This is a genomic window from Bradyrhizobium sp. USDA 4473 (assembly GCF_054063335.1).
In genome coordinates, this window is sequence record NZ_JBSSGE010000001.1 from 6006464 (window position 1) to 6032873 (window position 26410).

Sequence of the window (26410 nt, forward strand, 5' to 3'; positions counted from 1 at the left end):
GAGCTGCACTTCGGATAAAGAGAAATATTTTTGCTGTGGGGGCTTGCGCCGTCGGGCAAATCAGCGCTAGGGGCAGCCCTTCACCCGTCGTCATTCCGGGGCAGCCCCAACGGGTCGCGCGAATGCGCGCCCGATGACAGGCTCCGGGCTCGACGCTTCGCGTCGCCCTCAGATGCGCAATTGCGCATCGGGAAATGACGAGAGAAGGAGCAGGGCCTACTCCGCCGCCAGTTTCGGCGGTAGCGGTGGTCCCCAGCACTCGATCCGATTGCGGCCGCGATCCTTGGCCTGGTAGAGCGCGGCATCGGCGGCCTTCATCAGCGCATCGACCCCCGGCATGCTGGTGGTGGCCTCGGCAATGCCGATGCTCACTGTTAGCCGCACCGGACGATCGTCCGCGCTTAGCGTCAACGCTTCCGCCCGCTTGCGAATGCGCTCGGCGACGGTTCGCGCGCGCGACAAGGTCGTTTCCGGCAGCAGCACCGCGAACTCCTCGCCGCCGACACGGCCCACCATGTCCGACTTGCGCTTGCCGCGAACGCAGATCTCGGCGACGGCCTTGATCGCCTCGTCGCCGGCCGCATGACCGAACCGGTCGTTGATGCTCTTGAAGTGATCGATATCGACCATCAGGACCGAGACGGAACGATAGTAACGCTGAAACCGGCTCCACTCCGCATCCAGCGTGGTCAGGAAGTGCCTGCGGTTGAACAGTCCGGTGAGCGGATCAGTGGTCGCAAGCACCTCAAGCTGGCGTGCGTTATTGACCAGATCGGTGATGTCGACAAAGGTCAGCATGCGGCCGCCATTTGCCATGGTCGAGCAATGGATCCTGATGTTGCGGCCGTCAGGCGTCTGAACGTCGCGCTTGTGATCGCCCGCCTTGATCTCGGCGATCCGCTTCGCCGGAAAGGCCTTGACCTGCTCCGCCGTCGCGCCGGTCGGGACGGCCCGGCGATTGCGCGTCAGCAGCGTGATATAGGGCGGATGCCGCGCCACCTCCTCCTCGCTGACTTCCCAGAATTCGCGCATGCGCCGGTTGAGGAAGATCGCGTTGAGATCGCGGTCGAGCAGGACGACACCGTCCTCCACATTCTCGAGCGCGCCGGTCAGCACCTTCAACTTGTCCGATGCGCGCACGATGTCGGTCACCGGCGTGTAGCTCACCATGCGGCCGCCGTCGGGCAGCGGCGTGCACTGGCACCGCACCACGTCACCATTGCTGCGCCGGAGATCGATCGGGTTCGGGTCCCCGATGCTGACGAGGCGGACGCGCTCGGCAAGGTAGGCCTGGAGCTGCTCAGCCGGCAGCTCATAGGCCATGGTCTTGCAGCCGTGCTGCATCAGATCGGTGAAGGTGGGGGTGCGCTCGGCAACCGCGTCCGGAAGCACCCACATGGTCCGGAACGCGCGGTTGATGAACAGGGCCTTCAGCTCGGAATCCAGCAGCAGAATGCCGACCGGGATCTGGTCGAGCGCGGCGCGCAGCGCCAGCATGTGCCCGCGCAGGATATCGCCGCTGCGCCGCTCCGGAATGGCAGCCGGCGCAGGCACGGTGGCCGCGGCAGTCGCGGGCGCAGCGGCGTTGGTGCGCGGCTCGTCGAAAGCCAGGCCGAGCTGGCGGTCCGATTGCCACAGCCGCTTGCACGGCTTCACCTGATGGGTGCCAACGATCAACAATTGGACATGGTCGGGAATGCCGACGACGCTTTCGAGTTCTACGGTCGCGCCCGCATCCGTGAGCTGCCGGACCGTGCAGTCAAAGGCTGACCGACCGAAATTGAAGACGATTTTTCCGGCCAAAAACGTTCGGCCGCGGGAAGCTGACACCTGTCCGGACATGGGAGATGACCACCTGGAACACTTGCGAGCCCGCTCACTTCAACACGTTTGAGTCACCAAGCCATGAACGGTTTTGGCGGGATTGATCGGGAACCAGGGCGTGTGCGCTGCAACATGAGGTCCTCCCGCTGTCCTATCACCGCCGTTGCATCCGCCATCAATTGGTCAGGGTCGCTGTCGGACAAATTTAGTTCTATCGTATAATTATTTTGCACTAGACGCCGTCGGAGGAGTAGCGTCGCAACTCCCTCAGTAACAGTCAGGGACACGCCCGCCATGTCTGCTCTTCAAGCAAAGCTGGAACGATTTGAGATCCTCGCCAACGAATGCGAGCTGATCGCGAGCAGGACGCTGGATGGGGGCAACCGCGAACTCTACCAGCGGCTGGGCGGGCACTATCGGGAGCTCGCGACCGATATGAAGATCGTGATCGCGACCATCGACGGTCCGGCCGCGTAAGAAAAAGGGCCGCTCGAACAACAAGCGGCCCAAGTCTAGGGAGGAAACGCCCTCGAAGAGGGCGGCGATAGCGCAAGGCGCTGTCGCACGCTTCCTATATGGGTTGAGAAGCGAGCTTCGGGAGCCCGGACTGCGCAATCCAGGGTACGACTTGCGCGCCTTGAATCTGCGCCTCGCAGCGCATAACTCCCAGTGGCGTCCGCTATGACGGACAAATCACCCCACCGATCCTGCAACTTACGATCCGCCCAGCCGCTTGCGCTTTGCGTTGAGCGCGGAGGCTACACGGCTCACCGGCGGACGGCCGAGCAAATCGGCGACCTCGTTCGTCGTGGCCAGCAGCCTGTCCATGTCGATCCCGGTTGTCACGCCCATGCCTTCCAGCATGTAGACGACGTCCTCGGTCGCGACGTTGCCGGTGGCGCCGGGAGCGTAAGGGCAGCCGCCGAGGCCGCCGGCGGCGGCATCGATGACGCGCACGCCCTCCTCCATGCCGGCATAGAGATTGGCGAGCGCCTGGCCGTAGGTGTCGTGGAAGTGCATCGCAAGGTTGCCGACCGGCAGCTCGGAGCCGACCGCGCGCAGCATCTCCTTGGCCTTGAGCGGCGTACCGACGCCGATCGTGTCGCCGAGCGAGATCTCGTAGCAGCCGAGATCCCACAGCCGCACCGCGAGGTCGGCGACCGCCTTCGGCTTGATCTCGCCATCGAACGGACAGCCGAGCACGCAGGAGACATAGCCGCGCACCTTGACGCCATCGGCCTTGGCGCGCGCCAGCACCGGCTTGAAGCGCTCGATCGATTCCGCGATCGAGCAATTGATGTTGGCGCGCGAAAAGCCCTCGGAGGCCGCCGCGAACACCGAGACCACCCGGGCGCCGGCCGCGTGCGCGGCGTCATAGCCCTTCTCGTTCGGCACCAGCACGTGGAATTCTGCGCCCTTGACGTGACCGACACCGCGCAGCACCGCATCGGAGCTTGCCATCTGCGGGATCGCCTTCGGCGATACGAAGGCGCCGACCTCGACGGTTTTGAGCCCGGCCGCCACCAGCGCCTCGACGAAGGCGATTCGCGCCTCGACGCTGACCGGCGTCTTCTCGTTTTGCAGGCCGTCGCGCGGCCCCATCTCGACGATGTGGATCTGATCGCTCATGACGCGGCCGCCGGCTCGACTTCGGCAAGCTCGACGCCCTCGCCGACGATGTCGCCGACCTTGCATTTGAGCTTCTTCAAGACGCCCGCATAGGGCGCACGCAGGGTCTGCTCCATCTTCATCACTTCCAGCGTCAGGATCGGTGCGCCCTTCTCCAGGGTCGCGCCCTCCTCAGCCAGCAACGCGACCACGGTGCCCGGCAGAGGCGCGACGATCTTGTCCTCGCCGACCTGCTCCTCGCTCTCGCCGCCGAACGGATCGACCCAGTGCAGATCGAAGCGGCCGTTGCGGGTGCGCAGATAGAGTTCGTGGCCCTCGACGACCGAGGCGACGCACGACTTGTGGCCATTGAGCGTCAAGTCAAAGCCGTCATCGCCGGCTGACGAGATTTCAAAGCCAAGCTCGTGCCCGCCGACCGAGAGCGCCGACGGTCCGTTGCCATAGTGCAACGTGATGGTCTGTGCGGGCTCATGACCCTGCCGAAACGAAAACACCCGCTGGCGGCGGCCGACCGGCATCCAGCCGAACGCCTGCCAGGGCGAGTTGGCCTCGCCCATCACTGCCTTCCGCTCGTCGTTGATGATCGCAGCCACAGCTGCACAGAGCTCGAACTCGCCGGCCGCGCCCGTGCCGGCCGTGAGGTTCTTCAGCTCGCGCTCGATGAAGCCGGTATCGATCGCATTGGCCCTGGTGTCGGGATGCGTCACCAGCGCCGACAGGAATGGGATGTTGGTGACGATGCCGCGGACATCGGTCTCTTCAAGCCCGCGATTGAGCTTCTCGATCGCGCCCTCGCGCGTCGGCGCCCAGGCGATCACCTTGGCGAGCATCGCATCGTAATACGGAGAGACGTTGTCGCCGCTGCGATAGCCGGCATCGATGCGCAGGCCGTCGCCGTCCTGCGGCGTCCGCCAGGTCTTGATGCGGCCGACCGATGGCATGAAGTTCTTCTGCGGATTCTCGGCGTAGACGCGCGCCTCGATGGCGTGCCCATTCAGCTTGATCTCGCTTTGCTTCAGCGGCAGCGCCTCGCCGAACGCGACGCGGAGCTGCCATTCGACGAGATCGACGCCGGTGATGAGCTCGGTCACGGGATGCTCGACCTGCAAACGGGTGTTCATCTCGATGAAGAACACGTCCTTGCCGTCGGAGACGAACTCGATGGTGCCGGCGCCGACATAGTTGACCGCACCGGCCGCCTTGCGGGCGGCCTCGCAGACGGAGTCGCGTTGCGCGGCGTTCAGCGTCGGCGACGGTGCCTCCTCGATCACCTTCTGGTGCCGCCGTTGCAGCGTGCATTCGCGTTCCCACAGCGAGAGCAGATGGCCATGGCTGTCGCCGATGATCTGCACCTCGATATGGCGCGGGTTCTGCACGTACTTCTCGATCAGCATGCGGTCGTCGCCGAACGCCGCCTTGGCCTCGCGCTTGGCGCTGGTGATCGCGGCCGAAAGTTCCGCCGCCGAATTGACCACGCGCATGCCGCGGCCGCCGCCGCCGGCCGACGCCTTGACCAGCACCGGGAAGCCGATCCGGTTGGTGGCATCCGCCAGTGTCGCCTCGTCCTGGGCCTCGCCGTGATAGCCCGGCACCAGCGGCACGCCGGCCTTCTCCATCAGCGCCTTCGAGCCGGACTTCGAGCCCATCGCGGTCATCATCGCGGCGGTCGGGCCGACGAACACCAGACCGGCCTCAAGGCAGGCCTGCGCGAATTCGGCATTCTCGGACAGGAAGCCGTAGCCGGGATGCACCGCCTCGGCGCCGCTCTGCTTCGCAGCGGCGATGACGCGTTCGACGTTGAGATAGCTGTCACGCGCCCGCGCAGGGCCGAGCAGCACGGCCTCGTCGGCGAGCGCGACATGCATCGCGTCCCGGTCGGCCTCGGAATAGACCGCGACGGTGCGCAGCCCCATGGCGCGCGCCGAGCGGATGACGCGGCAGGCGATCTCGCCCCGATTGGCGATCAGAAGCGTACGGAAAGGCCGATAGAGTCTTGAGCGGTCCATCATGAGATCCTGCGTCACATCCTGAACAGACCAAACTTGGTGGGTTCGATCGGCGCGTTCGCCGCGGCCGACAGGCCGAGCCCGAGCACGAGGCGGGTGTCGGCGGGATCGATCACGCCGTCGTCCCACAGCCGCGCGGTGGCATAATAGGGATTGCCCTGCTTCTCGTATTGCGCGCGGATCGGCTCGCGGAACTTGTCCTCTTCCTCCGCCGACCAGCTCTCGCCCTTGGCTTCGATGCCGTCGCGCCGAACCTGGCTCAGCACCATCGAGGCCTGCTCGCCGCCCATCACGGAGATGCGGGCGTTCGGCCACAGCCAGAGGAAGCGCGGGCTGTAGGCGCGGCCGCACATGCCGTAATTGCCGGCGCCGTAGGAGCCGCCGATCACGACGGTGAATTTCGGCACGCCGGCGGTGGCAACCGCCGTCACCAGCTTGGCGCCGTCGCGGGCGATGCCGCCGGCCTCGTACTTCTTGCCGACCATGAAGCCGGTGATGTTCTGCAGGAACACCAGGGGGATGCCGCGCTGGCAGCACAGTTCGATGAAATGCGCCCCCTTCAGCGAGCTCTCGCTGAACAGGATGCCGTTGTTGGCGATGATGCCGACCGGATAGCCCCAGATATGGGCGAAGCCGCAGATCAGCGTGGTGCCGTAGAGCTTCTTGAACTCGTCGAACTCGGAGCCGTCGACGATCCGCGCGATGATGTCGTGCACGTCGAACGGCTTGCGGCCGTCGGCGGAGACCACGCCGTAGATCTCCTCGGCCGGAAACAGCGGCTCCTGGACGGTGCGCATGTTCAACACCGCCTTCGCCGGCTGCTTCAGCGTGCCGACGATGCGGCGCGCGATCCCGATCGCGTGCGCGTCGTTCTGCGCATAGTGATCGGTCACGCCCGACTGCCGCGAATGGACATCGGCGCCGCCGAGCTCTTCCGCGGTGACGACCTCGCCGGTCGCGGCCTTCACCAGCGGTGGACCGCCGAGGAAGATGGTGCCCTGGTTGCGCACGATGATGCTCTCGTCCGACATCGCCGGCACATAGGCGCCGCCCGCCGTGCAGGAGCCCATCACGATCGCGATCTGCGGGATGCCCTGCGACGACATCTGGGCCTGGTTGTAGAAGATGCGGCCGAAATGCCGCTCGTCGGGAAATATCTCGTCCTGCAACGGCAGGAAGGCGCCGCCGGAATCCACCATGTAGACGCAGGGCAGATTGTTCTGCCGCGCGATGTCCTGGGCGCGCAGATGCTTCTTCACCGTCAGCGGGTAGTAGGTGCCGCCCTTGATGGTGGCGTCGTTGGCGACGATGATGCATTCGCGTCCCGCGATGCGTCCGACACCGGTGATGATGCTCGCCGAATGCACATCACCGCCATACAGCCCGTTGGCAGCGAGCGGCGACAGCTCCAGGAACGCGGTGCCGGGATCGACCAAGAGGTCGACGCGATCGCGCGCCAGCATCTTGCCGCGCGAGGTGTGCCGCTTGCGCGAGGTCTCGCCTCCGCCGCCAGCCACCTGGCTGAGTTTTTCGCGGAGCTCCGCGACCAGGCCGCGCATCACGTCGGCGTTGCGGGCGAATTCCTGGGATGTGGGATCGATCGTCGAATGAAGCGGCATCGGTGTTGCACGTTTCGTTGGAGTATCGGTGGGTTTTGCGAAGATGATCGCGCCGGAACGCGATGGCTAATATTGCAGTTGCGTTCTCATTCGGTGTCATCGTCCGCGAAAAGCGGGCGATCCAGTATTCCAGAGACGTCAGCGTTTCATCGAGAGGCCGCAGTGTACTGGATTCCCCGCATTCGCGGGGAATGACAGTTGTCGCTACCCCGTCTTCGCGAACAGCTCGCGGCCGATCAGCATGCGGCGGATCTCGCTGGTGCCGGCGCCGATCTCGTAGAGCTTGGCGTCGCGCAGCAGCCGGCCGGTCGGATAGTCGTTGATATAGCCGTTGCCGCCGAGCAGCTGGATCGCATCCAGCGCGCATTGGGTGGCCTTCTCGGCGGCGTACAGGATCGCGCCGGCGGCGTCCTCGCGTGTGGTCTCGCCGCGGTCGCAGGCTTTTGCAACGGCATAAACATAAGCGCGCGAGGCGTTCATCGTGGTGTACATGTCGGCCACCTTGCCCTGCACCAGCTGGAACGAGCCGATCGGCTCGCCGAACTGCTTGCGCTCGTGGACGTAGGGCAGCACGACGTCCATGCAGGCCTGCATGATGCCGATCGGCCCCGCCGCCAGCACCGCGCGCTCATAGTCGAGGCCACTCATCAGCACGTTGACGCCGCGGCCGACTTCACTGAGCACGTTCTCTTCCGGCACCTCGCAGTCCTCGAACACCAGCTCGCAGGTGTCGGAGCCGCGCATGCCGAGCTTGTCGAGCTTCTGCGCGGTGGAGAATCCCTTCATGCCCTTTTCAATGATGAAGGCGGTGATGCCGCGCGGGCCGGCATTCGGATCGGTCTTGGCATAGACCACCAGCGTGTCGGCGACCGGGCCGTTGGTGATCCACATCTTGTTGCCGTTGAGGACGAAGCGATCGCCCTTCCGGTCGGCGCGGGTCTTCATCGAGACCACGTCGGAGCCGGCCGACGGCTCCGACATCGCGAGCGAGCCGACATGCTCGCCGGAGATCAGCTTCGGCAGGTATTTGCGCTTCTGCGCCTCGTTGCCGTTGCGGCGGATCTGGTTGACGCAGAGGTTGGAGTGGGCGCCGTAGGACAGACCGACGGCGGCCGAGGCGCGCGAGATCTCCTCGACCGCGATGCAGTGCTCGAGATAGCCGAGGCCGGAGCCGCCATACTCCTCCTCGACGGTGATGCCGTGCAGCCCGAGCGCACCGATCCTGGGCCAGAGGTCGCGCGGAAACTGGTTGCTGCGGTCGATCTCGGCAGCGCGCGGCGCGATCTCGTTGGCCGAGAAATCATGCACCGTCTCGCGGATCGCATCCGCGGTCTCGCCAAGGTCGAAATTGAAGATTGCCGCCTGGTTCGAGGCCATGATCCCTCCCGTGAGATTCATTCTGCAATTAAACGATCATACGTTTTTTTCTTGGCTTCGCAAGCAATCGTGCTAAGGTTTGGCATTGAAATCCGCAGTTCGTTGAATCTGTTGGCATTTCATGCCATAAACATACGGTCGTTCGCTTGTTTCCTGTGCTCAAGCCAACATTCCTTCGAGGCCCCGATGGCACGCACGATCGGCTCACACGGCCCCACCACGCTGGAGGCGATCCGCAAGGCCGGCGTGCGCCTGATCTTCGAGCACGGCTATGAGGCGATGAGCCTGCGCCAACTCGCCGCCGAGGTCGGCATCCAGGCCGGCTCCCTCTACAACCATATCTCAACCAAGCAGGACCTGCTGTTCGATCTGGTGCAGGACCATATCAACGATTTGCTGCGCGAGCTTGATCTTGCGCTCGAAGGCAAGGCCGATCCAGTCGCGCAGCTGCGTGCTTTCGTCGCCTTCCACGTCACCTATCACATGACCCGGAAGCGCGAGGTGTTCATCGCCAATTCCGAGCTGCGCAGCCTCGATGCGAAGAACTACGACGCGGTGGTGGCGCTGCGCGGCGCCTATGAGGCGCGGCTGGCGCAGATCCTCACCGACGGCGTGGCTGAGGGCGTATTCGAAGTGGTCGATATCCAGGTCGCGACCTTCGCCATCATCTCGCTGTTGACGGGGCTCTGCACCTGGTATCGCCCCGGTGGCCGCCTCACCCGCGATGCCATCATCGCGGCACATGAGAAGCTGGTGCTGTCAGGCGTCGCGCCGCAGGCCGCGATCGGACAGGCCGTTCGCAACAGCGCGCAAACCGCGATTGCGGGTTCGTGACTGTGACGGAGCGCCCGCAGCTCGATGACATCGATCGGCGGATCCTGGCCGAGTTGCAGCGCGACGGGCGGATCAGGATCAACGAGCTCGCCGAGCGGGTCGGCATCACGGCCCCGCCCTGCCTGCGCCGCTTGCGCGCGCTGCGCAGCCGCGGCGTTGTGCAGGCGATCCGCGCCACGCTCGACGAACGGCTGCTTGGCTATGAGGTGACGACCTTCGTCCTGATCCAGCTCGACAGCCAGACCCTGACCGGGATCGAGGCGTTCGAGGCCGCGGTGGCGGCCGTGCCGCGCTTCCTGCAATGCTGGCGGATCTCGGGCGATGCCGATTTCATGCTCCGCTGCGTCGCACCCAGCGTCGATGACATGCGCCGGCAGCTGCTGCAATTCGCGGGCCTGCCCAATGTGCGTAAAATTCGAAGCTTTCCGGTGCTCGGCGTCTCCAAGGACGCGCCGCTGCCGATTCCCGATAGCTTCGCAGCAAGCCCTGCAAGCTGACCGACCTCGTGCGTCCGACCTTAGTGGGTCCGACCTTAGTGGGTCCAGGGCTCCCAGCGGCGGAACGCGAAATTGTCGGCATAGGCGATCTGGCGTTGCGCCGAATCCTTCGGCTCGATCACCTGGTAGGCGATGCCCTTGCGCTCGCAATAGGCGACCGCCTCTTCCTTGGTTTCGAACTGCAGCGTCAGCTGCTGCTTCATGTCGGTCGACGAGGTCCAGCCCATCAAGGGCTCCACGGTGCGCGGCTGCTCCGGCTCGAAATCCAGTTGCCACTCTTTGGTCTTGGCACGTCCCGATTGCATCGCGTTTTTGGCGGGCTTAAAAATGCGTGCGGTCATGGATGGTCGGCCCCGTGGGATAAGCGACATGAAAGCGGAAGATTTGGAAGCGATTTGAAGGAAACCACCGGGATAGTATAGAGACACCGTTCTACCAATTGATCGGTGATTCCTCGATCCCGGAGGGAGCCTTCGCCGGACCGGTATAGTCATTCTACCGCGCTGTGACAATCTGGCCCCGAGCGGCTTCTCTTGAGCTCCCTTGGGTCCGCGGCCAGATTGTTACAGCACGGCCTTCTCGACAGCATCACCTCGAAGAAGCGGCGCGCCCCATGGAAATCCACGCTCACCTGCCCGACAAAGGACGTGACCTCCGGCTCGACCTGTTCCGCGGGATCGCGAACTGGGCGATCTATCTCGATCACATCCCCGACAATATCGTGAACTGGATCACGACGCGGAATTACGGCTTCAGCGACGCCGCGGACCTGTTCGTCTTCATCTCCGGCTACACCGCGTCCTTCGTCTATGCCCGCATGATGCTGGAGCGCGGCTTCATCGTCGGCGCAACCCGGCTGACCAAGCGGGTCTGGCAGCTCTACGTCGCCCACATCATCCTGTTCGTGATCTACATCGCCTCGATCAGCTATCTGGCGCTGCGCTTCGGCGATTCCGAGATCATCAACGAGTTCAACGTCGCCGGCCTCGTCGACAACGCCACCGAGACGTTGCGCCAGGGCCTGTTCCTGAAGTTCAAGCCGGTCAATCTCGACGTGCTGCCGCTCTACATCGTGCTGATGGGCCTGTTCCCGCCGGTGCTGTGGATCATGCTGCGGCAGCCGAACTGGACCATGCTGGCCTCGCTCGCGCTGTGGCTGGTGTCGCGCCACATGGGCTGGAACCTGCCGGCCTACCCGGCCGGGACCTGGTACTTCAATCCGTTCGCTTGGCAGGTGCTGTTCGTGTTCGGCTCGTGGTGCGCGATGGGCGGCGCGCGCGCCAACATGCACATCATCAATTCGCGCTACACGCTGTGGTTCTGCATCGCCTATCTGCTCTTCGCGCTGGTCATGACCATGGCCGGACGCTTCCCGGAATTCGGCGCCCAGTTCCCGGACTGGCTGTATTCGGCGTTCAACCCGAACGACAAGACCAACCTCGCGCCCTATCGCTTCCTGCACTTCGTGGTGATCACGGTGCTGGTGATCCGCTTCATTCCGAAGGACTGGTCGGCGCTGGAGTGGAAGGTGTTCGATCCCTTGATCGTCTGCGGCCAGCAGTCGCTCGCGGTGTTCTGCGTCGGCGTGTTCCTGTCCTTTGTCGGGCATTTCGAGCTCTCGATGAGCTCGGGCTCGCTGTTCGCGCAGATCTTCGTCAGCATCTCCGGCATCGCGATCATGACGATCGTGGCCTATTACATCTCGTGGTCGAAGCGGCAGGACAAGCCGATCAAGCCGCCGGCGCCGAAACCGGCGGCACCGGCGAAGGCAGGCTGACGATCCGCCTCACTTGCTGCCAGGCGGGCGTCCCCTGCCGGCAGGCTGGTCGCTCCGCCATCGGCCCTTCGACGTGAATGCATCATAGCTGGTGGTCCAGCGGTACTCCGCCGCCGGCGCCTTCGCGATACTGTCGGGCTTGCGCGGTCCCTCCAGGGCAAAAGTGGCGCCCTGCGGATCGAGGCAGCGGACGATCCAGCTCCCGCTCGGTAGTTCCAGCGGCCCTTCATAGACCTGTCCGCCGCCGGCGTTGACCCGCATGATGGCGGCGTCGAGGTCGTCGACGTTGAAATAGTAGAGCCAGAACGCGATCGGCTCGAGCGGACGCTTGTTGAAGATTCCGCCGACGGTGAGCCCGCCGGCCGAGAACATTTGATAGGTCTCGTCGGGGGCGTTGCCGCCATCGGCCGCCCGCCAGCCGAAAACCACGCTGTAGAAGCCGAACGCCTTGCGCCAGTCGTCCGCGAGCAACTCGTGCCAGCCGACACGCCCGACGGCATCGAGCCCGTCAGCAGCCGACCAGGCGACATTCGATCCGCTCAGCAATCCGAACGTCGCTCGCTGCGGATCGGCGACGATGGCAACGCGGCCGATATTGGTGGCGGTCGGCGGCACATAGACGGCACCGCCGAGTTCCTGCATGCGGCGGACGGCTACATCGACGTCGTCGACACCGACATAGCCGATCCATCGCGGGGTCGCGCCCTTGCGTCTGCCCTCCTCCGGCAACTCCATCAGGCCGCTGCGGGGAAGCTCGCCCGACATGAACAACCTGTAAGGAAGCGCCGTCGTCGACGCATCCTTCGTGACCCAGCCGAGCACGCTGCCGTAGAAGGCACTCGCGCCACCAACGTCCGTGGTGAGCAGCTCGTACCACGCGAAGCGCGCGCCATCACCCGACATGGCTGCTCCTCGCTTGGGCGCCGGCGTGATCGCAATGCAGCATGGAGAGTCCTGAAGTGTTAACGATCGTGTCCGGCCGCACGCGCCGACCAATAATCGTGTTCATCAAGATGAACCTAGGAACGAAGATGAACGACAACACTTGATACTCGCTAGCCGCCTCGCGAGTGTGTGTGCGCAGCGCGTCTTGCATGCAACTGCGACGGATTGTACAACTGCGCGAGAGTTGAATTCGAAAACACGTCAAGAATGGAGGATGCGAGTATGCCACGAGTGAAGCAAGCCCCCAAGAGCAAGCGTGTGACTGGCAAGCGTGTGACTGGCAAGCGTGTGGCCAAGGCCGCCGTGCCCGCGTTGGGCGCAGCCGGATTGACCTTCTCGCTGGTGGGAGCTGCATCGGCATCGACCGTGCCGGCAGCAGACATGCCGCAGACCCAAAAATACGGACCGACGCAGGCCATCACACTCGGCGACGAGGAAATCGCCGACGTCAGCCTGGCGACGTTCCATCTGTTCGACAAGGAAGACGCCGGAGCCGGCGTGCAGGTCGCATGGCGCGGATGTGGCGGCTGCCGGGGTTGCCGTGGCTGTCGCGGTTGCCGTGGCTGCCGCTGCGGCGGCTGCGGTGGTTGCGGCGGTGGCTGCTGCCTGTCGTGGGGCGCCTGCCGCCTCTGCTAGTCGAGACAGCATCGCATTGGCATGCATCGATCGTCATGGCCGGGTCCGACACACGTCGGCCCGGCCAATTCATGTTGTCAATTCATCTTGTCGCCGTATCGTTGCCCGGCTCGTTGCGGGTCCCCGCGCGAACGTTGTCGCGGCCGGCGCGACGCCCCCGCTTCACGGCTCGTCTCCTATTCAATAGTCTCCCCGCAAGCTGCACAGGAACGGTTCTTTGCCAGGAAAATCCACCCCGCGCGCCAACAAGGACGTTCTGCAGTTCGCTCCGAATTTCACAGCCTATGTGCTGCCTCCGGACGTTGTCTGCCTCTATTCCGAAGACCGAAAGTTCTTCCTCCATGGCGAGCTCTACTGCGCGCTGGCGTCCGCGATCGGTGCGAATGGCTGTAGTGTCGCCAGGCTCACCGCCGAACTCGGGCGGAAGTTTCCATCTGACAAGATCAATGAAGCCATCAAGCGGCTCTGTGATCGCCGGTATGTGATCTCAAAGCCGCCCGGTCACGCCAACGCTATTGCCGGGCTTTGGGCGAGCCTCGGCCTTCCCGAGGCGATCGCCGAGCAGAACCTGCACAATTGCCGGGTTCGACTCGAGGCGATCGACGTCAAGGGCGCGGTCGAATTGAGCAAGGCACTCCAGGAGCTGGGCGTCCGCGTCGTCAAGACATCGCCCGACCTCACGGTCACGCTGGTGAACGACTACCTCGATCGGCGGCTTGCCGAGCGCAATTTGCAGCATGTCTCTGACGGATCGCCCTGGTTGCTGGTGCAGCCGTCCGGCGTGTTTCCGCTGGTCGGTCCCGTGTTCAATCCGGGGCAGACCGCGTGCTGGACCTGCCTGTTCGACCGGATGATCCGCAACCGCGAGGTCAAGGGCTTCCTCGATCGCGGCGCGGCGCGGCCGGTCGCGGTCTCTCCGCTCGCGCAGCATCCGGTTGGACAGAGCGCCATCCAGCTCGCCGCGGTTGAGATCGCCAAGGCGATCGCCAGCGGCTTCCGCACCGATCTGCGCAACCACATCGTCAGTCTCGACCTGCTGGGCTCGACGATCGCCAGGCACTATGTGGCGGCGCGACCGCAATGCCCTACCTGCGGCAGCAAGAAACTGCAAAACCCGCGGCGCGCGCCGCAGCCGGTTGAATTGGGACCGGGCGCCAAGCTCATCATGACCAGCGGCGGTTATCGTGCGGTGTCGTCACGCGCCACGGTGGCGCGGTTCAGGAAGCATGTCAGCCCGCTGACCGGCGTGGTGACGCGGCTGGAGCGGATCGAGGTCGATCTGCCGATGAACACCAATTTCTACGCCCAGCATAATTTCTCCGCGCCGGCGCAGAACGTCGATCAGCTCCGCGCGGGATTGAGCGGCGGCAGCTTCGGCAAGGGCAGCACCGCCGAGCAAGGCGAGGCCAGCGCACTGATGGAGGCGATCGAGCGATATTCGGGAATCTTCCAGGGCGATGAGATCCGGGCGCGCAAGCGCTTCACCGACTTTGCCTCAGGCGACGCAATCCCTCCCAACGACATCCTGCTGTTCAGCGACGAGCAGTACCGCACCCGTGCCGTGCACAACCATAACGACTCCCATCCCACCCAGCCGGCGCCGGAACCGTTCGATCCGTCGCAGCGGATCGAGTGGAGCCCGGTCTGGTCGCTGCGCGACAAGCGTTTCCGCCAGATTCCGACCAGCCTGCTGTATTTCTTCTACCAGGGCCCGGCCGCCTTCGCTGCCGATTCCAACGGCTGCGCGGCCGGCAACACCCGCGAGGAAGCGATCACACAAGGCTTCCTTGAATTGATGGAGCGCGATGCCTACGCGATCTGGTGGTACAACCGATCGCGGCGGGCAGAGGTCGACCTCGACCAGTTCGACGATGCGTATGTCCGCGACCTCAAATCGCAGCTCGAGGCATCCGGCCGCAAGCTCTGGGTGCTCGACATCACCAGCGATCTCGCCATCCCGACCTATGTTGCCATCGTGCACTGGATGCAGAACGGACAAGAGAATATCGAGTTCGGCTCCGGCTCGCACTTCGACCCGCGCATCGCGTTGCTGCGGTCGCTGACGGAGCTGAACCAGTTCCTGTCGATCGGACTGATGGGCGGCGGCAGCGGCGAGAAGCCGAGCCTGGATGGTATCAATCCGCTGCGGCTCGAGGACCATCCGTTCTTGATTCCGGACCCCAACCCGATCGTGCCCCCCGCCCCGGCGGCGAACGTACCGCTCGACAATGCGCGCGCGCAAGCCGATGCCTGTGTCGAGATCGCCGCGCGCGCCGGCATGGACTTCCTCGTGCTCGATCAGACCCGGCCGGACGTCGAAGTGCCGGTGGTCCGGGTCATCGTCCCGGGCCTGCGCCATTTCTATCGCCGCTTTGGACCGGGACGGCTCTACGACGTACCGGTCAAGCTGGGACTGCGCGATCACCCGTCGCTCGAGAGCGAGTTGACGCCGTTCCTCCCGCATAGCTGAGGTGATACCGGCGTGCCTGCGCCCAGGAAAACGAACGAGAACAAGACATCGCGGGGCACGCCGCCGACCCTTTTCGCCCGGCTCAACGCGCGCGTCGTGTTGCAGGCGCAGGCCGATGGCAGCATGGCGGCGCATTTCGACGATTATTCGGAGCCGCTGGGGACGTTCAGCGCCGCAGCAATAAAGCGTGCACAGCAGCTGCCGACCGGGATGCCGCTATCTGCCGCTGCGCCCGACGGCGATGCGGTCGAGCGCGACATCGAGCGCCTGCTCCGGCAATTGGCGCGCCGCGGCCTGATTGAATTTCGCCTCGCGGGCGCACGCGCCAACGACGATCTGGCGGTGATCGAACCGCAGCTTCCGGATTATTGGCCGCGGACGCCGAAGCTCACTGACGCGACAACGGTGGTGCTGTCGCGCTTTGCCTATATGCGGCGACGCGGCGCAGAGATGGTACTGGAATCCCCGCGGGCCGGCGCGCTGTTCAGGATTCGTGACGCGGGGATTGCGGCCCTGCTCGCGACCCTCGCCACCCCGCACAGGATCAGCCAGATCCGGCGTCAAGACGGCTATCCGGGATCAGCCCTGCTCGCGCTCCTGCTGGATTGTCACATCCTCGTCGAGGCCGACGCGACCGACCGCGATACCCTGCGGCAGGCCGAAGGCGACGACGGCCTGGTGCTGTGGGATTTCCACGATCTGCTGTTCCACACCCGCAGCACGGAAGGCCGGCAGGCCAATCCGCTGGGAGGCCTTTATCCGCACACCGGGCTGATCGCGCCGCTTCCCGCGATCCGGCCGGCCTGGCCTGGCAAGACCATCAAGCTGCCGGACTCCGATTGCACCGCCTCCGCGCTCGAACAGCTGCTGCATGACAGACGCTCGACGCGCGATTTCGACGATCGCAAACCGATCACGCTGGCCGAGCTTGCGGCATTCCTGAACAGTGTCGCGCGGGTCCGGGCGAAATGGAGCAGCCCGCTCGAGTTTGCCGACGACGGGCCCGAGATCGAATACACCAGCAGGCCGTATCCCGCAGCAGGCAGCGCCTACGAGCTTGAGCTCTATCTCGCCGTCGCCAATTGCGATGGCTTGACGCCGGGCCTCTATCATTACGACGCCGATGCGCACGCGTTGGCCGCCATCGACGTCCGCCCGCAATACGTCGAGGCCGTGATGCAAAGCGCGGCCTTCGCCATGGATGCATCGTCTCGGCCTCAGATCCTGATCACGATCGCCGCGCGCTTCGGCCGGATCTCCTGGAAGTACAGCGCCATCGCTTATGCGCTGATCCTGAAGGACGTCGGCGTCCTGACCCAGACGCTGTATCTGGTGGCGACGGATTTGGGCCTCGGCGGCTGTGCGATCGGCACCGTCAATATCGATCTGTTCGCGAAAATGACCGGGCTCGACTTCCACATCGAGGGACCGGTCGGCCAGTTCGCGCTGGGGCGCGGCATCGCGCCATCCGCGCCCGCCTGATCCTCGATCGCCGCCAAGACAACCGCTATGACAACCTCACTGGGAGCAACCCGATCAGCCTGCGCGGCTCGGATCAGGCGCGGCGGTCGCGGCAACGATGCTCGTGACATCGCCGAACGTAGTCATGACCGGCGCAACGACCTTGTGCATCGCGGTCTTCGACACCAGCGTGTCGTGCAGCACGAGGTTGTCGATCCCGGTGGTGAGGAAGCAGCTCACGGCATCCTCGGGCGTTTCGACGATCGGCTCGCGCTTGACGTTGAACGACGTGTTGATCAGCACCGGTACGCCGGTCAGCGCCTCGAACTCCTTCAGCAGACGGTAAAGCGTCGGGTTGGTCTGTTCGCGCACGCTCTGCACCCGCGCCGAGCCGTCGACATGCACGATCGCCGGGATCTTGTCGCGCCATTCCGGCCGCACCGGCTTTGCGATCAGCATGTAGGGCGAGTCCTCCTCGCCCTCGAAAATCTCCCGCATGCGCTCGGCCAGCACGATCGGGGCGAACGGCCGGAACGCCTGCCGATGCTTGACGCGGCTGTTGAGGATGTCCTTCATCTCGGCCTTGCGCGGATCGGCGATCAGGCTGCGATTGCCGAGCGCGCGCGGGCCGAATTCGGAACGGTCCTGGAACCAGCCGATCACGCGCTGGTCGGCAAGCAGCTTCGCGGTATCGCGGCAGATGTTGTCGCTTCGCTTGGCGTCGACCTGGATGCGCACCAGGAAGCTTTGCAGCGCGGCCGCGACCTCGGCGTCGCTGTAGCGCCGGCCGACATAGGCGTGGTCCATCACGAACGACCGGCGTTGCTTGAGGATTTCCAGCCAGCCGTAATAGGCGCAGCCGATCGCAATGCCGTCGTCGCCGGCGGCGGGCTGGATCCAGATATTCTCGAAGCCTGCTTCGCGCGCGATACGCCCGTTGGCCACGCAGTTCAGCGCGACGCCGCCGGCGATGCAGAGGTTCTTCGCACCGGTGGTCTCGCGCAGCCAGCGCGCCCGCGCCAGCAGCACGTTCTCGGTGTCGTCCTGCACCCGCCAGGCGATGTCCTCCCAGTGCCGCATCGCAGGACTCTGGTCCCACCTGCCGCCGTCGAGCACGAAGGGTTGCCGGTTGTCGTCGCCCCAGAACGGCACGTGCAGCCTGCCGTCCTTCATCTCGAGGAGATGGCCGACCTGCTCGCGACGACCATAGGGCGCAAGCCCCATCAGCTCGCCGCACTTGTTCCAGTCGCCGAACACGTAGGTCGAGACCCGGCTGTACAGCGCCCCCAGGCCCGGCATGTTGTAGAACTCGTCCGACAGCAGACCGCGCGCCGGCTCCATGAAGACCTTCTTCAGGCATTCCAGCCTGGTGTCGTCAAACCTGTAGTAGCTCTCGGACTCGCGGGCGAGCGGCGATGCGCCGTCCTGCGGATAGGACTCCATCGCGTCGGCCTGGTAGTTGCCGACGCCGTCGACGATCATCACGACACCGTCCTTAAACGGCGACACCGCGAATGCGCTGTAGGCATGCGCGAGGTGATGCGAGATCGATACCACCTTGTCGGACTTGGAACGAAACAGCGGATGCTTCATTGCCTCATTGCGCTCGGCGATCGGCAGGAAGCCCGGCATGTCCTGGTGGAGCATCCGCTCCTCCAGCTCGGGCACCGGCAGGATGTAGCTGTTGCGCACCACGAGATCGACGTCGTCGAGCGTGATGCCCTCGGCGGACAGGCAGTAATCGACGACCTCCTTGTAGAAGCCGGAAGCGTGCTTCTCGCGGGTGATGCGCTCCTTGGAGATCGCGTAGGCGATCGCGCCGTCACGCAGCAGGCAGGCGCTCACGTCATGGTCGTAGACGTTGAGACCAAGGACATAGGTGTGTTGCTTCGGCATGGATACTCTTCGGCGGGCGACTTACTGGATGCTCGGAACGCACGATCGTGTCGACATCAAGTTACCGATACACTTTTCTCGAGGTCTTCGAATTTCGACTCTGCGGCCAACGATCAAATCAACGCAGATCATGCAGATCATGATGAACAGAATGAACGGCAGATGAACGGCAAGATGAACGCCGCGGCCGGATCATATCTGCAAATGGGACCGTAACTTGACCTCATGTATCGACCTCAATAGTGTCCGCAAAATCCGCAAGAACCTTGGTGAAAATATTGTCTTGCCGCGTAAGAACCGAATGCCGGTCTCGCGCGTCTAAGCGAGACAGCCAGCATCGGTTCTGATGTTTGGAAGTGACTGGAGATCTCTGGAATGACTAAACGCTACAATATCCTGACTCGTTGCCTTGCAGCAGTCGCTTTGTTGTTCGTCTATGTCGCAAGCACCTCTGCCATCCTGGTCGGCGCCACCACGTCGTCTGCGCAAGCGCAATGGCGCGGGCGCGGCTACTGGGGTCGCGGCCGCGGGTGGGGCTATGGTCGCGGATATTATGGCCGTGGCTATGGCTACTACGGCGGTTACGTCGGTCCCCGCTGCTGGTGGACCCCGCGTGGTGTTCGCGTTTGCCGTTGGTAACAACCGCGAGCGATATTGACGATATCAAGCAGGTGCGTCGGTCTCGGCGCACCTGATTTCGTTTGTGGCCCGGCTTGACGGTGGCACGCAAGAGAGAGCCCCGGGAGACGCGCCGGGGCTCTAGTCACGGGAGAGAACGCTTCAGAAAATCGGGACGCGAGGACGAGCCGCCGGCCCAATCACTCAATGCATCTACGACGTGCATCAGAGCAGATTGATCTGCCTTAGGCTGTAGCCATCCCGCAACAATCGAGCGGAATGAACAGTCTGTCCACCGGTTCCCGGGCCTGTTCAGGAACGCCCGCCGCGGTCAGCCGTCGAGGATCGCGACCGCCCTCGTCCACCCGGCCGAGGCGCGCTCGATCTTCACCGGGAAGCACGACACCGTGAACCCGGTCGAGGGCAGCTGCTCGAGGTTGTGCAGCTTCTCGATATGGCAGTAGCCGATGTGCCGCCCGGCCTTGTGGCCTTCCCAGATCAGGCTGGCGTCCTTTGTCTCTGCATAACGCTTCGCGGTGAAAACGAACGGCGCGTCCCAGCTCCAGCCGTCGATGCCGGTCAGGCGCACGCCGCGCTCGAGCAGATACATCGTCGCCTCATAGCCCATGCCGCAGCCCGAATTGACGTAATCGGGCTGGCCATATTTCGCGCCGGCGCTGGTGTTGACGACGACGATCTCGAGCGGCGACAGGGTGTGACCGATGCGCTTCAGCTCGGCTTCGACATCGCCCGCGGTCGCGACGTAACCGTCAGGCAGATGCCGGAAGTCGAGCTTCACGCCCGGCTGGAAGCACCATTCCAGCGGCACCTCGTCGATGGTCCAGGACCGCTCGCCACGGTTCATGGTCGGATGGAAATGCCAGGGCGCATCGAGATGGGTGCCGTTGTGGGTCGAGAGCGAGACCTGCTCGACCGCCCAGCCCTGCCCGTCAGGCAAATCGGCCGCCTTCAATCCATCGAAGAATTGCAGCATGCGCGGCAGCCCCTGCTGGTGGTCGATATACTGAATGGTCGGGTGATTGCCGGGCGGATCGGCCGGAACGTCGTTCTGCAGGGGAACGGAGATATCGATCAGTCTGTGCGCCATGGTGCCTCCTCGCGGATTGGTCTTGTCAGGCCCAACCACCCTGCCAGCACGCGCGCATGATCGGCAAGCCACATCCGGCCGCGTTCTCAGCGGTTGACCTCCCGCTGCAGGCTGCGGCGAGGCGGCGCAATATTGAACCTATCCGCTGTCCGGACGACTCATTGGCACTGGGGATTTCAGGGCCCAGTATTCGACGGCGCCGCCTGGGCGAACATATTCCGTCCGGGCGGCGTTGTTGCGTCGGTCCGGATGATCTCGATCAAAGCTATGTCCGCCCGGTCTCGCGCGACCGGCCACGGTACAGTGTGCGATGAAGCCTCGGGATGGGATGGTCGGGGCAGCTGGATTCGAACCAACGACCTGCAGTACCCAAAACTGCCGCGCTACCAGGCTGCGCTATACCCCGACATTTCCGAGAAGCCCCGTGGATACACGCTTCAGCCGGCGCCAGCAAGGCGCCGGTGCGCGCTTGCTGCGGCCGAAACCGGCATCGGTTTCCGTGCCGAAATCGCGTCAAAACGCTAGTGGCCGCCGAACAGCGGATGGCCGACCCGGTCACCGGGCTGGATGCCGTATTTCTGCGCGGTGCCGGCAATCACCTCGAGGACGCCCTTGGCGAGGCCCCGCGACGGAATGATCTTGGTCGACAGCGGCTCGGTATTCTCGGCAATCCGCAGGATACGCCCGTCGGCGCGGATGAAGATCATGTCGAGCGAGATGTAGGTGTTCTTCATCCACATCGACACCTCCTGCTCCGGCGAGAAGTCGAACAGCATGCCTTTGCCGTCCGCGAGCTCCTTCCGGTACATCAGGCCGGTCTCCTTCTCCTGCTCGGTGGTCGCCATCTCGACCGAGAAGACATGCACGCCCGACTTGGTGACGATCTCGAGCGGCTGGACGCTGGCGGCCTGCGCGGCCGGGGCCAGCAGCACGCCGGCCATGATGACGAGGCAGGCCATCAGCGACAGCCGACCAACACTACGAACGGAATTCATCGACAAATACTCGCAACCGGGGAAGAATTTCCGGCGGACCCTAACCCGATGATTGCGGCAAATGCCAGAGCCGAGAGGCCTCGCCAGCGGCTCACGTTTCCGTCAGGAGGCGGCTGATGGGCTCAGTGCGACGACAGCGCCGACGGGCCGGTCTCGGGGTGGATCTCGGCGGCCATCATGCCCTTGGAGCCGGGCCCGAACCGCACCAGCACATACTGGCCGGGGCGCAGCTCGGTCATGCCGAAGCGACGCAGCGTCTCCATATGCACGAAGATGTCGGGCGTGCCCTCGCCGCAAGTCACGAAGCCGAAGCCGCGCAGCCGGTTGAACCACTTGACCTGCGCGCGCTCGAGCCCGCTGGTCGCGGTCACCGTGACGTGGGTGCGCGGCGGCAGCATCTGCGCCGGGTGGATCGCGGTCGACTCGTCCATCGAGACGATGCGGAAGGCCTGGTAGCCCTTGGCGCGCTGCACGCATTCGACGACGAGGCGCGCACCCTCATAGGCGGTCTGATAGCCATCGCGCCGCAGCACCGTCACGTGCAGCAGGATGTCGGGCCAGCCATTGTCGGGGACGATGAAGCCGTATCCCTTCGAAGCGTCGAACCATTTGATGACGCCGGAGACTTCGACCAGATTGGCCGCGGCGTCGCCGAGACCGGAGAAGGCATCCATCGCCGGATCGCGCGGCGCGCTGCCATACTCGCCTTGTGCAATCCGACTTTGCCCAACTCCGCCGATCGGCGGTCCGCCGAGCTTCTTGGACTCAAATCCGTCCGACCCCATGACCCCGGACCCCACACATCAAAATGCAGATCGCCGACGTTGCGGCGCATCCTGTACGCGCTGCTCTCCGTGACCAACTCACTTGGACAACTCACCTGGACGCTGCGCGAATCTCTCGATCAAAAGATAACACTCCCGCTTGCCGGGCATAGCTAAAAAACGATTCTTGCGGGAACTATGAACAGGCTTGCACAGCCCGCGAATCAATCGGGCATCAATTGCCTACGAAAGGACCAAGCGCGTCGCCGATGTCGTGGCGGATCACCAGATCGGCGATGTCGTCCTGATCGGTCGGCTCGTTGTTGATGATCACGAGCCGCGCGCCGCTCTCCTTCGCCATCATCGGAAAGCCCGCGGCGGGCCACACCACCAGCGATGACCCGATCGCCAGAAACAGATCGCACTGCCGGGCGAGTTCCGCGGCGCGGCGCATCGCATCCTCCGGCATCGACTGCCCGAACGAGATCGTCGCGGTCTTCACCGGATCGCCGCACTCCGCGCAGTCGGGCGCCCCACCGGTCTTGTCGAAGTGCTGCTTCACCCACGACAGGTCGTAGTCCTTGCTGCAACCGATGCAGCGGGCATAGGTCGTGTTGCCGTGCAGCTCGATGACGTCGTCGGCCTTGAAGCCCGAGGCCTGATGCAGGTTGTCGATGTTCTGCGTGATGATGCCGGGAACCTTGCCGGCCCGGTAGAGCGAGGCGAGCGCGCGATGCCCGCGACCGGGCTTAGCCGCCGCGAACGTCGGTTCCATCGCGAAGCGGCGACGCCACGATTCGTCCCGCGCCTCCTGGCTGGCGACGAACTCGTCGAACGGGATCGGCCGGTTGCGGGTCCACAGCCCGCCGGGCGAGCGGAAGTCGGAGATGCCGCACTCGGTCGAGATGCCCGCCCCGGTGAAGGGCACGATCGATGATGCCTCGGCAATCATGTTGCCGAGCAGCTCGACGCCGCTGCGCAAGTCTTTCGCGATCACTGCAAACGATCCGGTTGGCCACAGCGACTATAGCACGGTCGGGCCGGTTGCGAGCCCGACCGCGACGCGGTTGACCAGGCCCCGCCCCGCCGCCTCAGCATCATCACATTCCTGCACGGCCTGCTCCGCATTGACGCCCGATTCACCGACGCCAATGCGCGCCGGGATAGGACCACGACGACGAGGATGGGCAATGACGGATTTGGAAGAGCGCGTCGCGCGCGAGCGCGAGGAGATCGTCGCACGCATTGCAAGCTTCCGGGCGACGCAGCAGAAGTTCGAACGTGACCGCCAGGAATATTACGACAACACGCTCGGCACTGTCTGGAGCGGATTGCACCGCAAGCGCGCCTGATGGCGTCCTTGCCCGCTCATGGTCAATGCGGGCGTCCTCGCCATCACATCATGAGGCGCAGTTGAGAAAGCCCGGAGCGATGTGCTCCGGGCTCGTCGCCATTACCAGTAATGGCGGTAGTAGTGGTGCCGATAGTACGGACCGCGGTAGTAGGCGTATCCGTCATCGTAATAGCCGTATCGCGGGCCATAGTAGCCGTAGCCGGGCCCGTAGTAATAATGAGGGCCGTAATATGCGCCAGCCGCGCCCGCGGCGAGTGCGCCGGCGGCCAGACCGAAAGCCAGGCCTGGACCGATGCCGCGTGCCTGTGCCGGCGCGCTGACCATCGTTGCACCAACCGTCGCAACCGTCGCCAGGACTGCCAATGTCTTTTTCATCGCAACCTCCTCACTCAAGTTCGTGAAGCTAACGCGGGGGCGATGGGATGGTTGCAACCAGGCCCGGTGCGGGCAGTGCTCCGGTTCCGCAGCCATGCGATTGCGCAAAGCTACCATCGGTTAGCGCCGGAACAAAAACACAACCTGAGAGATTAGCTTTTGCACAAGCGAGGTTGGCATCGATGCCGGCGTGGATGGAACTGCTGCTGAATGTGATGGGCTTTGCCGGTTTCATCGGCATCGCGATGTATCACAAGCACCCGAACGGGAAGCTGCCGGACTGAGCGCCGGCGGGCCTTGCAGTTCGTCTCGTCAGTTCGCCTTGCGCGCCTCTCCCGCGGTACGGACCAGCCGATCCGCCTTGACGAGCACCTTGCCACCCTCGGGCTGCGGCCGCAGCCAGAAGCTGATCACCACGAAGGCCGCGCAGAACAGCAGACCCACCACCATGACACGCCGGTGGGTTGGTCGGTCAGCGCTATGGAACGATGGCATCATGGCGGTCACCTGCAATCATCCCTAGCGCAATCGCAGGTGGTGGCAACGCGATGTTGCCCTTAACCTAACCCGGTAGGGTTAGCGGTGGCCCGGTAATGATGGCTCGATCGGCCGCACACCGCGAGTCCACAGAATATCCCCTGCTTGTCCGCAGCAAATCCACCGCAGCACCCGGCCGATTTGTGCAAGGGGCTTCGACACTTGCTGCGCACCCGTCCACAGGCCTCGCGCCGATCAGGCGTCCGCCAGCCGTTTCAGGGTTGCCTGGAAGCCCAGGCTGCGGGTTCCAACCAGCACGGTGCCGAACACCTCGGCCTGGTCGCCGCTGAAGGTGCCGGAGAAGCCGCTCGTCACCTCGTGGCCTGCGAACAGCGGCCGCGTGAACGGGTCAGGTAACGGCGTGTGCTGGTTGGTGCTGAGGTGCCCCTTCCAGGTCCCCTCGCCGACCGTGTAGGCGCCGATCGACCAGAAATACGGTCCGCCGCCGATCAGCAACCCGTCGCGCAGGATCAAGACACCGCTGTCGCGGCCCCGGACTCCGTCCGTCATGTGGATGTGGATCGAATAGAGCCCATTCCTCATCGATCGCGCCGCCGGTCCCGAAAGCGGCAGTATGGCGCCAAGCCTGGCCGCAGGCGAGCGGGTCGATGCCGCTGGAGTCCCGATTCGGACCAAAAGCGCCGGTCCGGGCGCTCACAAATCGTTAAGAAAGCCCTGACAAGGTCGGCTGCCGGAGGGAGCGAGCCATGCTCATTTACCCCGTACCTGCCGAAGTGACGCAAGCCCGGGTGCAGCTCGTCGTCGATCAGACGGCGAAGCAGCAGCCGCGTGTCATCAGCGAGGATGTGCTCGACGTGTTCGCCGCCAAGAACAAGGCCGACCGCGACGCCATCGAAACCATTCTCGACATCAAGGTGTGAGGGGGCGGCGACGGCAACCGCCGCGCCGAGTGCACCGGAGGCCGCGGCTCGCCCCACTCCGGTCGATGCGATCGAGAGGAACCACTCGACCGCGTGCCGGTCATCCTGGTAACGCCAGGAGACATCCATGTACAAGCCGATCATCATCATGCTCCTCACCCTGATCTGCAGCCCGGCCTTTGCCCAGAATACGGGCCCCGCCCCGCAAAGCGGCATGGAGCGGCCTGAAAATACCAATGGAGCCACGCCGCGGGGCTCGATGGACACCACGGGCATGGATACGAAACGGGCCAATGAGTCCGAGACCAAGGGCACGGCGGGTGGCGCGACCGACGCCCCAAAAACCGGTACCAAGGGGCCGAAGCCGAATTGATCGCGAGATATCAAGACGAGATATCAAGACGCACATCAAGACCGGGGTGGCGATAGGCGCCCTTGCGGGCTTGGCACCGCGTATCCCATGCGACGTCGTTGAACTTTTTGCCCGCCCCGAAGACTTATTCGCGCTGGGGATTTCAGGGCCCAGCATCCGGCACAGCGCTGTGGGACGAAGATATTCCGTCTACGCGGCGCTGTTGCATTTTACGAATTCAACCTTAAGTTTGGTCCCCAACAGTTGACGGCTCACGCCCTGAGAGATCCCCAGTCCGTCAGCTGGGAAAGCCCCGCATCCAGCCTGCGGGGCTTTCTATTTCCGGGCCCGGGAACCTGCCCCCCCGTGGGGTTCGATTTTTAGAGAACGTCCAACCTCGCGCGTCCTTGATTGGCCATGACCGTCATTCGATGAGATAGAGGCGCAGCCTCCAA

Annotated in this window: 25 protein-coding genes and 1 tRNA gene; 10 read left to right on the forward strand and 16 right to left on the reverse strand. The window is 64.2% G+C overall.

Annotation, left to right across the window (positions count from 1 at the left end):
• Positions 1-216: 216 nt before the first annotated feature.
• Positions 217-1680, reverse strand: a complete 1464-nt coding sequence (locus ACVW17_RS28430) for a diguanylate cyclase (RefSeq protein ID WP_456798143.1) — start codon at positions 1678-1680, stop codon at positions 217-219.
• A gap of 438 nt (positions 1681-2118) precedes the next feature.
• On the opposite strand from ACVW17_RS28430, the gene ACVW17_RS28435 reads away from it, so the two are divergent.
• Positions 2119-2301, forward strand: a complete 183-nt coding sequence (locus ACVW17_RS28435; RefSeq protein WP_456754946.1) for a hypothetical protein — start codon at positions 2119-2121, stop codon at positions 2299-2301.
• Between the two features lie 237 nt (positions 2302-2538).
• Here ACVW17_RS28435 and ACVW17_RS28440 read toward each other — a convergent pair whose 3' ends face one another.
• The 4 genes from ACVW17_RS28440 to ACVW17_RS28455 form a co-directional block, all read right to left on the reverse strand.
• On the reverse strand, positions 2539-3453 hold the full coding sequence (locus tag ACVW17_RS28440; RefSeq protein WP_456798144.1) for a hydroxymethylglutaryl-CoA lyase: 915 nt from the start codon (positions 3451-3453) through the stop codon (positions 2539-2541).
• Positions 3450-5459 carry an acetyl/propionyl/methylcrotonyl-CoA carboxylase subunit alpha gene (locus ACVW17_RS28445; RefSeq protein ID WP_456798145.1) on the reverse strand — a complete coding sequence of 670 codons (2010 nt, stop codon included), beginning with the start codon at positions 5457-5459 and terminating at the stop codon, positions 3450-3452. Before ACVW17_RS28445 ends, ACVW17_RS28440 begins: the two co-directional genes overlap by 4 nt.
• A gap of 14 nt (positions 5460-5473) precedes the next feature.
• Positions 5474-7078 carry a carboxyl transferase domain-containing protein gene (locus tag ACVW17_RS28450; protein ID WP_456798146.1) on the reverse strand — a complete coding sequence of 535 codons (1605 nt, stop codon included), beginning with the start codon at positions 7076-7078 and terminating at the stop codon, positions 5474-5476.
• Positions 7079-7282: 204 nt separating this feature from the next.
• A complete protein-coding gene (locus tag ACVW17_RS28455) occupies positions 7283-8455 on the reverse strand; it encodes an isovaleryl-CoA dehydrogenase (RefSeq protein ID WP_456798147.1) in 1173 nt (390 codons plus the stop codon).
• A 186-nt stretch (positions 8456-8641) separates the two neighbouring features.
• Here ACVW17_RS28455 and ACVW17_RS28460 point away from each other — a divergent pair, with 186 nt between their 5' ends.
• Complete coding sequence (locus ACVW17_RS28460; protein WP_456798148.1) at positions 8642-9289, forward strand: TetR/AcrR family transcriptional regulator; 648 nt, start codon at positions 8642-8644, stop codon at positions 9287-9289.
• Positions 9290-9291: 2 nt separating this feature from the next.
• On the forward strand, positions 9292-9786 hold the full coding sequence (locus tag ACVW17_RS28465; protein ID WP_456799001.1) for an Lrp/AsnC family transcriptional regulator: 495 nt from the start codon (positions 9292-9294) through the stop codon (positions 9784-9786).
• A 35-nt stretch (positions 9787-9821) separates the two neighbouring features.
• Here the strand turns inward: ACVW17_RS28465 and ACVW17_RS28470 are convergent, their stop codons facing one another.
• Positions 9822-10127 carry an ETC complex I subunit gene (locus ACVW17_RS28470; protein ID WP_456754952.1) on the reverse strand — a complete coding sequence of 102 codons (306 nt, stop codon included), beginning with the start codon at positions 10125-10127 and terminating at the stop codon, positions 9822-9824.
• Between the two features lie 272 nt (positions 10128-10399).
• On the opposite strand from ACVW17_RS28470, the gene ACVW17_RS28475 reads away from it, so the two are divergent.
• A complete protein-coding gene (locus tag ACVW17_RS28475; RefSeq protein WP_456754953.1) occupies positions 10400-11563 on the forward strand; it encodes an OpgC domain-containing protein in 1164 nt (387 codons plus the stop codon).
• Positions 11564-11572: 9 nt separating this feature from the next.
• Here the strand turns inward: ACVW17_RS28475 and ACVW17_RS28480 are convergent, their stop codons facing one another.
• On the reverse strand, positions 11573-12466 hold the full coding sequence (locus tag ACVW17_RS28480) for a VOC family protein (RefSeq protein ID WP_456754954.1): 894 nt from the start codon (positions 12464-12466) through the stop codon (positions 11573-11575).
• A 300-nt stretch (positions 12467-12766) separates the two neighbouring features.
• On the opposite strand from ACVW17_RS28480, the gene ACVW17_RS28485 reads away from it, so the two are divergent.
• The 3 genes from ACVW17_RS28485 to ACVW17_RS28495 all read left to right on the forward strand — a co-directional run bounded on the left by ACVW17_RS28485 (position 12767) and on the right by ACVW17_RS28495 (position 17096).
• Positions 12767-13144, forward strand: coding sequence for a hypothetical protein (locus ACVW17_RS28485; protein ID WP_456754955.1), 378 nt, complete (start codon positions 12767-12769; stop codon positions 13142-13144).
• A gap of 217 nt (positions 13145-13361) precedes the next feature.
• Positions 13362-15614 carry a TOMM precursor leader peptide-binding protein gene (locus ACVW17_RS28490; protein ID WP_456754956.1) on the forward strand — a complete coding sequence of 751 codons (2253 nt, stop codon included), beginning with the start codon at positions 13362-13364 and terminating at the stop codon, positions 15612-15614.
• 12 nt (positions 15615-15626) lie between these two features.
• On the forward strand, positions 15627-17096 hold the full coding sequence (locus ACVW17_RS28495; RefSeq protein ID WP_456798149.1) for a SagB/ThcOx family dehydrogenase: 1470 nt from the start codon (positions 15627-15629) through the stop codon (positions 17094-17096).
• Positions 17097-17150: 54 nt separating this feature from the next.
• Here the strand turns inward: ACVW17_RS28495 and ACVW17_RS28500 are convergent, their stop codons facing one another.
• From ACVW17_RS28500 to ACVW17_RS28525, 6 genes are all read right to left on the reverse strand, one after another.
• A complete protein-coding gene (locus ACVW17_RS28500) occupies positions 17151-18971 on the reverse strand; it encodes a carbamoyltransferase family protein (RefSeq protein WP_456798150.1) in 1821 nt (606 codons plus the stop codon).
• Positions 18972-19920: 949 nt separating this feature from the next.
• Positions 19921-20697: a cyclase family protein gene (locus tag ACVW17_RS28505; RefSeq protein WP_456754959.1), complete on the reverse strand. Its 777-nt coding sequence runs from the start codon at positions 20695-20697 to the stop codon at positions 19921-19923.
• 329 nt (positions 20698-21026) lie between these two features.
• A tRNA-Pro gene (locus ACVW17_RS28510) sits at positions 21027-21103 on the reverse strand.
• Between the two features lie 115 nt (positions 21104-21218).
• Positions 21219-21656 (reverse strand): DUF192 domain-containing protein, encoded by a 438-nt coding sequence (locus ACVW17_RS28515; RefSeq protein WP_456756549.1) that lies wholly within the window; start codon positions 21654-21656, stop codon positions 21219-21221.
• A gap of 158 nt (positions 21657-21814) precedes the next feature.
• Positions 21815-22477: a cold-shock protein gene (locus ACVW17_RS28520; protein ID WP_095734425.1), complete on the reverse strand. Its 663-nt coding sequence runs from the start codon at positions 22475-22477 to the stop codon at positions 21815-21817.
• Positions 22478-22691: 214 nt separating this feature from the next.
• On the reverse strand, positions 22692-23453 hold the full coding sequence (locus tag ACVW17_RS28525) for an SIR2 family NAD-dependent protein deacylase (protein WP_456798151.1): 762 nt from the start codon (positions 23451-23453) through the stop codon (positions 22692-22694).
• Positions 23454-23646: 193 nt separating this feature from the next.
• Between ACVW17_RS28525 and ACVW17_RS28530 the strand changes: the two genes are divergently transcribed.
• Positions 23647-23808: a hypothetical protein gene (locus ACVW17_RS28530; protein WP_456754961.1), complete on the forward strand. Its 162-nt coding sequence runs from the start codon at positions 23647-23649 to the stop codon at positions 23806-23808.
• A gap of 101 nt (positions 23809-23909) precedes the next feature.
• On the opposite strand, the gene ACVW17_RS28535 is transcribed toward ACVW17_RS28530, so the two are convergent.
• The 3 genes from ACVW17_RS28535 to ACVW17_RS28545 all read right to left on the reverse strand — a co-directional run bounded on the left by ACVW17_RS28535 (position 23910) and on the right by ACVW17_RS28545 (position 25265).
• Positions 23910-24185 (reverse strand): hypothetical protein, encoded by a 276-nt coding sequence (locus ACVW17_RS28535; protein WP_456754962.1) that lies wholly within the window; start codon positions 24183-24185, stop codon positions 23910-23912.
• A 312-nt stretch (positions 24186-24497) separates the two neighbouring features.
• Positions 24498-24683 carry a hypothetical protein gene (locus ACVW17_RS28540; RefSeq protein ID WP_456756550.1) on the reverse strand — a complete coding sequence of 62 codons (186 nt, stop codon included), beginning with the start codon at positions 24681-24683 and terminating at the stop codon, positions 24498-24500.
• A 234-nt stretch (positions 24684-24917) separates the two neighbouring features.
• Positions 24918-25265 carry a GrlR family regulatory protein gene (locus ACVW17_RS28545; RefSeq protein ID WP_456754963.1) on the reverse strand — a complete coding sequence of 116 codons (348 nt, stop codon included), beginning with the start codon at positions 25263-25265 and terminating at the stop codon, positions 24918-24920.
• Between the two features lie 164 nt (positions 25266-25429).
• Here ACVW17_RS28545 and ACVW17_RS28550 point away from each other — a divergent pair, with 164 nt between their 5' ends.
• A complete protein-coding gene (locus tag ACVW17_RS28550) occupies positions 25430-25603 on the forward strand; it encodes a hypothetical protein (protein WP_456754964.1) in 174 nt (57 codons plus the stop codon).
• 127 nt (positions 25604-25730) lie between these two features.
• Complete coding sequence (locus ACVW17_RS28555; RefSeq protein ID WP_456754965.1) at positions 25731-25976, forward strand: hypothetical protein; 246 nt, start codon at positions 25731-25733, stop codon at positions 25974-25976.
• Positions 25977-26410 lie beyond the last annotated feature (434 nt).

Coding starts and splice junctions, on each gene's coding strand:
- ACVW17_RS28435 (WP_456754946.1), top strand. CDS start 2,119: ATGTCTGCTCTTCAAGCAAAGCTGGAACGATTTGAGATCCTCGCCAAC.
- ACVW17_RS28540 (WP_456756550.1), bottom strand. CDS start 24,683: ATGATGCCATCGTTCCATAGCGCTGACCGACCAACCCACCGGCGTGTC.
- ACVW17_RS28440 (WP_456798144.1), bottom strand. CDS start 3,453: ATGAGCGATCAGATCCACATCGTCGAGATGGGGCCGCGCGACGGCCTG.
- ACVW17_RS28455 (WP_456798147.1), bottom strand. CDS start 8,455: ATGGCCTCGAACCAGGCGGCAATCTTCAATTTCGACCTTGGCGAGACC.
- ACVW17_RS28475 (WP_456754953.1), top strand. CDS start 10,400: ATGGAAATCCACGCTCACCTGCCCGACAAAGGACGTGACCTCCGGCTC.
- ACVW17_RS28460 (WP_456798148.1), top strand. CDS start 8,642: ATGGCACGCACGATCGGCTCACACGGCCCCACCACGCTGGAGGCGATC.
- ACVW17_RS28500 (WP_456798150.1), bottom strand. CDS start 18,971: ATGCCGAAGCAACACACCTATGTCCTTGGTCTCAACGTCTACGACCAT.
- ACVW17_RS28505 (WP_456754959.1), bottom strand. CDS start 20,697: ATGGCGCACAGACTGATCGATATCTCCGTTCCCCTGCAGAACGACGTT.
- ACVW17_RS28530 (WP_456754961.1), top strand. CDS start 23,647: ATGACGGATTTGGAAGAGCGCGTCGCGCGCGAGCGCGAGGAGATCGTC.
- ACVW17_RS28450 (WP_456798146.1), bottom strand. CDS start 7,078: ATGCCGCTTCATTCGACGATCGATCCCACATCCCAGGAATTCGCCCGC.
- ACVW17_RS28445 (WP_456798145.1), bottom strand. CDS start 5,459: ATGGACCGCTCAAGACTCTATCGGCCTTTCCGTACGCTTCTGATCGCC.
- ACVW17_RS28470 (WP_456754952.1), bottom strand. CDS start 10,127: ATGACCGCACGCATTTTTAAGCCCGCCAAAAACGCGATGCAATCGGGA.
- ACVW17_RS28555 (WP_456754965.1), top strand. CDS start 25,731: ATGTACAAGCCGATCATCATCATGCTCCTCACCCTGATCTGCAGCCCG.
- ACVW17_RS28520 (WP_095734425.1), bottom strand. CDS start 22,477: ATGGGGTCGGACGGATTTGAGTCCAAGAAGCTCGGCGGACCGCCGATC.
- ACVW17_RS28550 (WP_456754964.1), top strand. CDS start 25,430: ATGCTCATTTACCCCGTACCTGCCGAAGTGACGCAAGCCCGGGTGCAG.
- ACVW17_RS28535 (WP_456754962.1), bottom strand. CDS start 24,185: ATGAAAAAGACATTGGCAGTCCTGGCGACGGTTGCGACGGTTGGTGCA.
- ACVW17_RS28480 (WP_456754954.1), bottom strand. CDS start 12,466: ATGTCGGGTGATGGCGCGCGCTTCGCGTGGTACGAGCTGCTCACCACG.
- ACVW17_RS28545 (WP_456754963.1), bottom strand. CDS start 25,265: ATGAGGAATGGGCTCTATTCGATCCACATCCACATGACGGACGGAGTC.
- ACVW17_RS28515 (WP_456756549.1), bottom strand. CDS start 21,656: ATGGCCTGCCTCGTCATCATGGCCGGCGTGCTGCTGGCCCCGGCCGCG.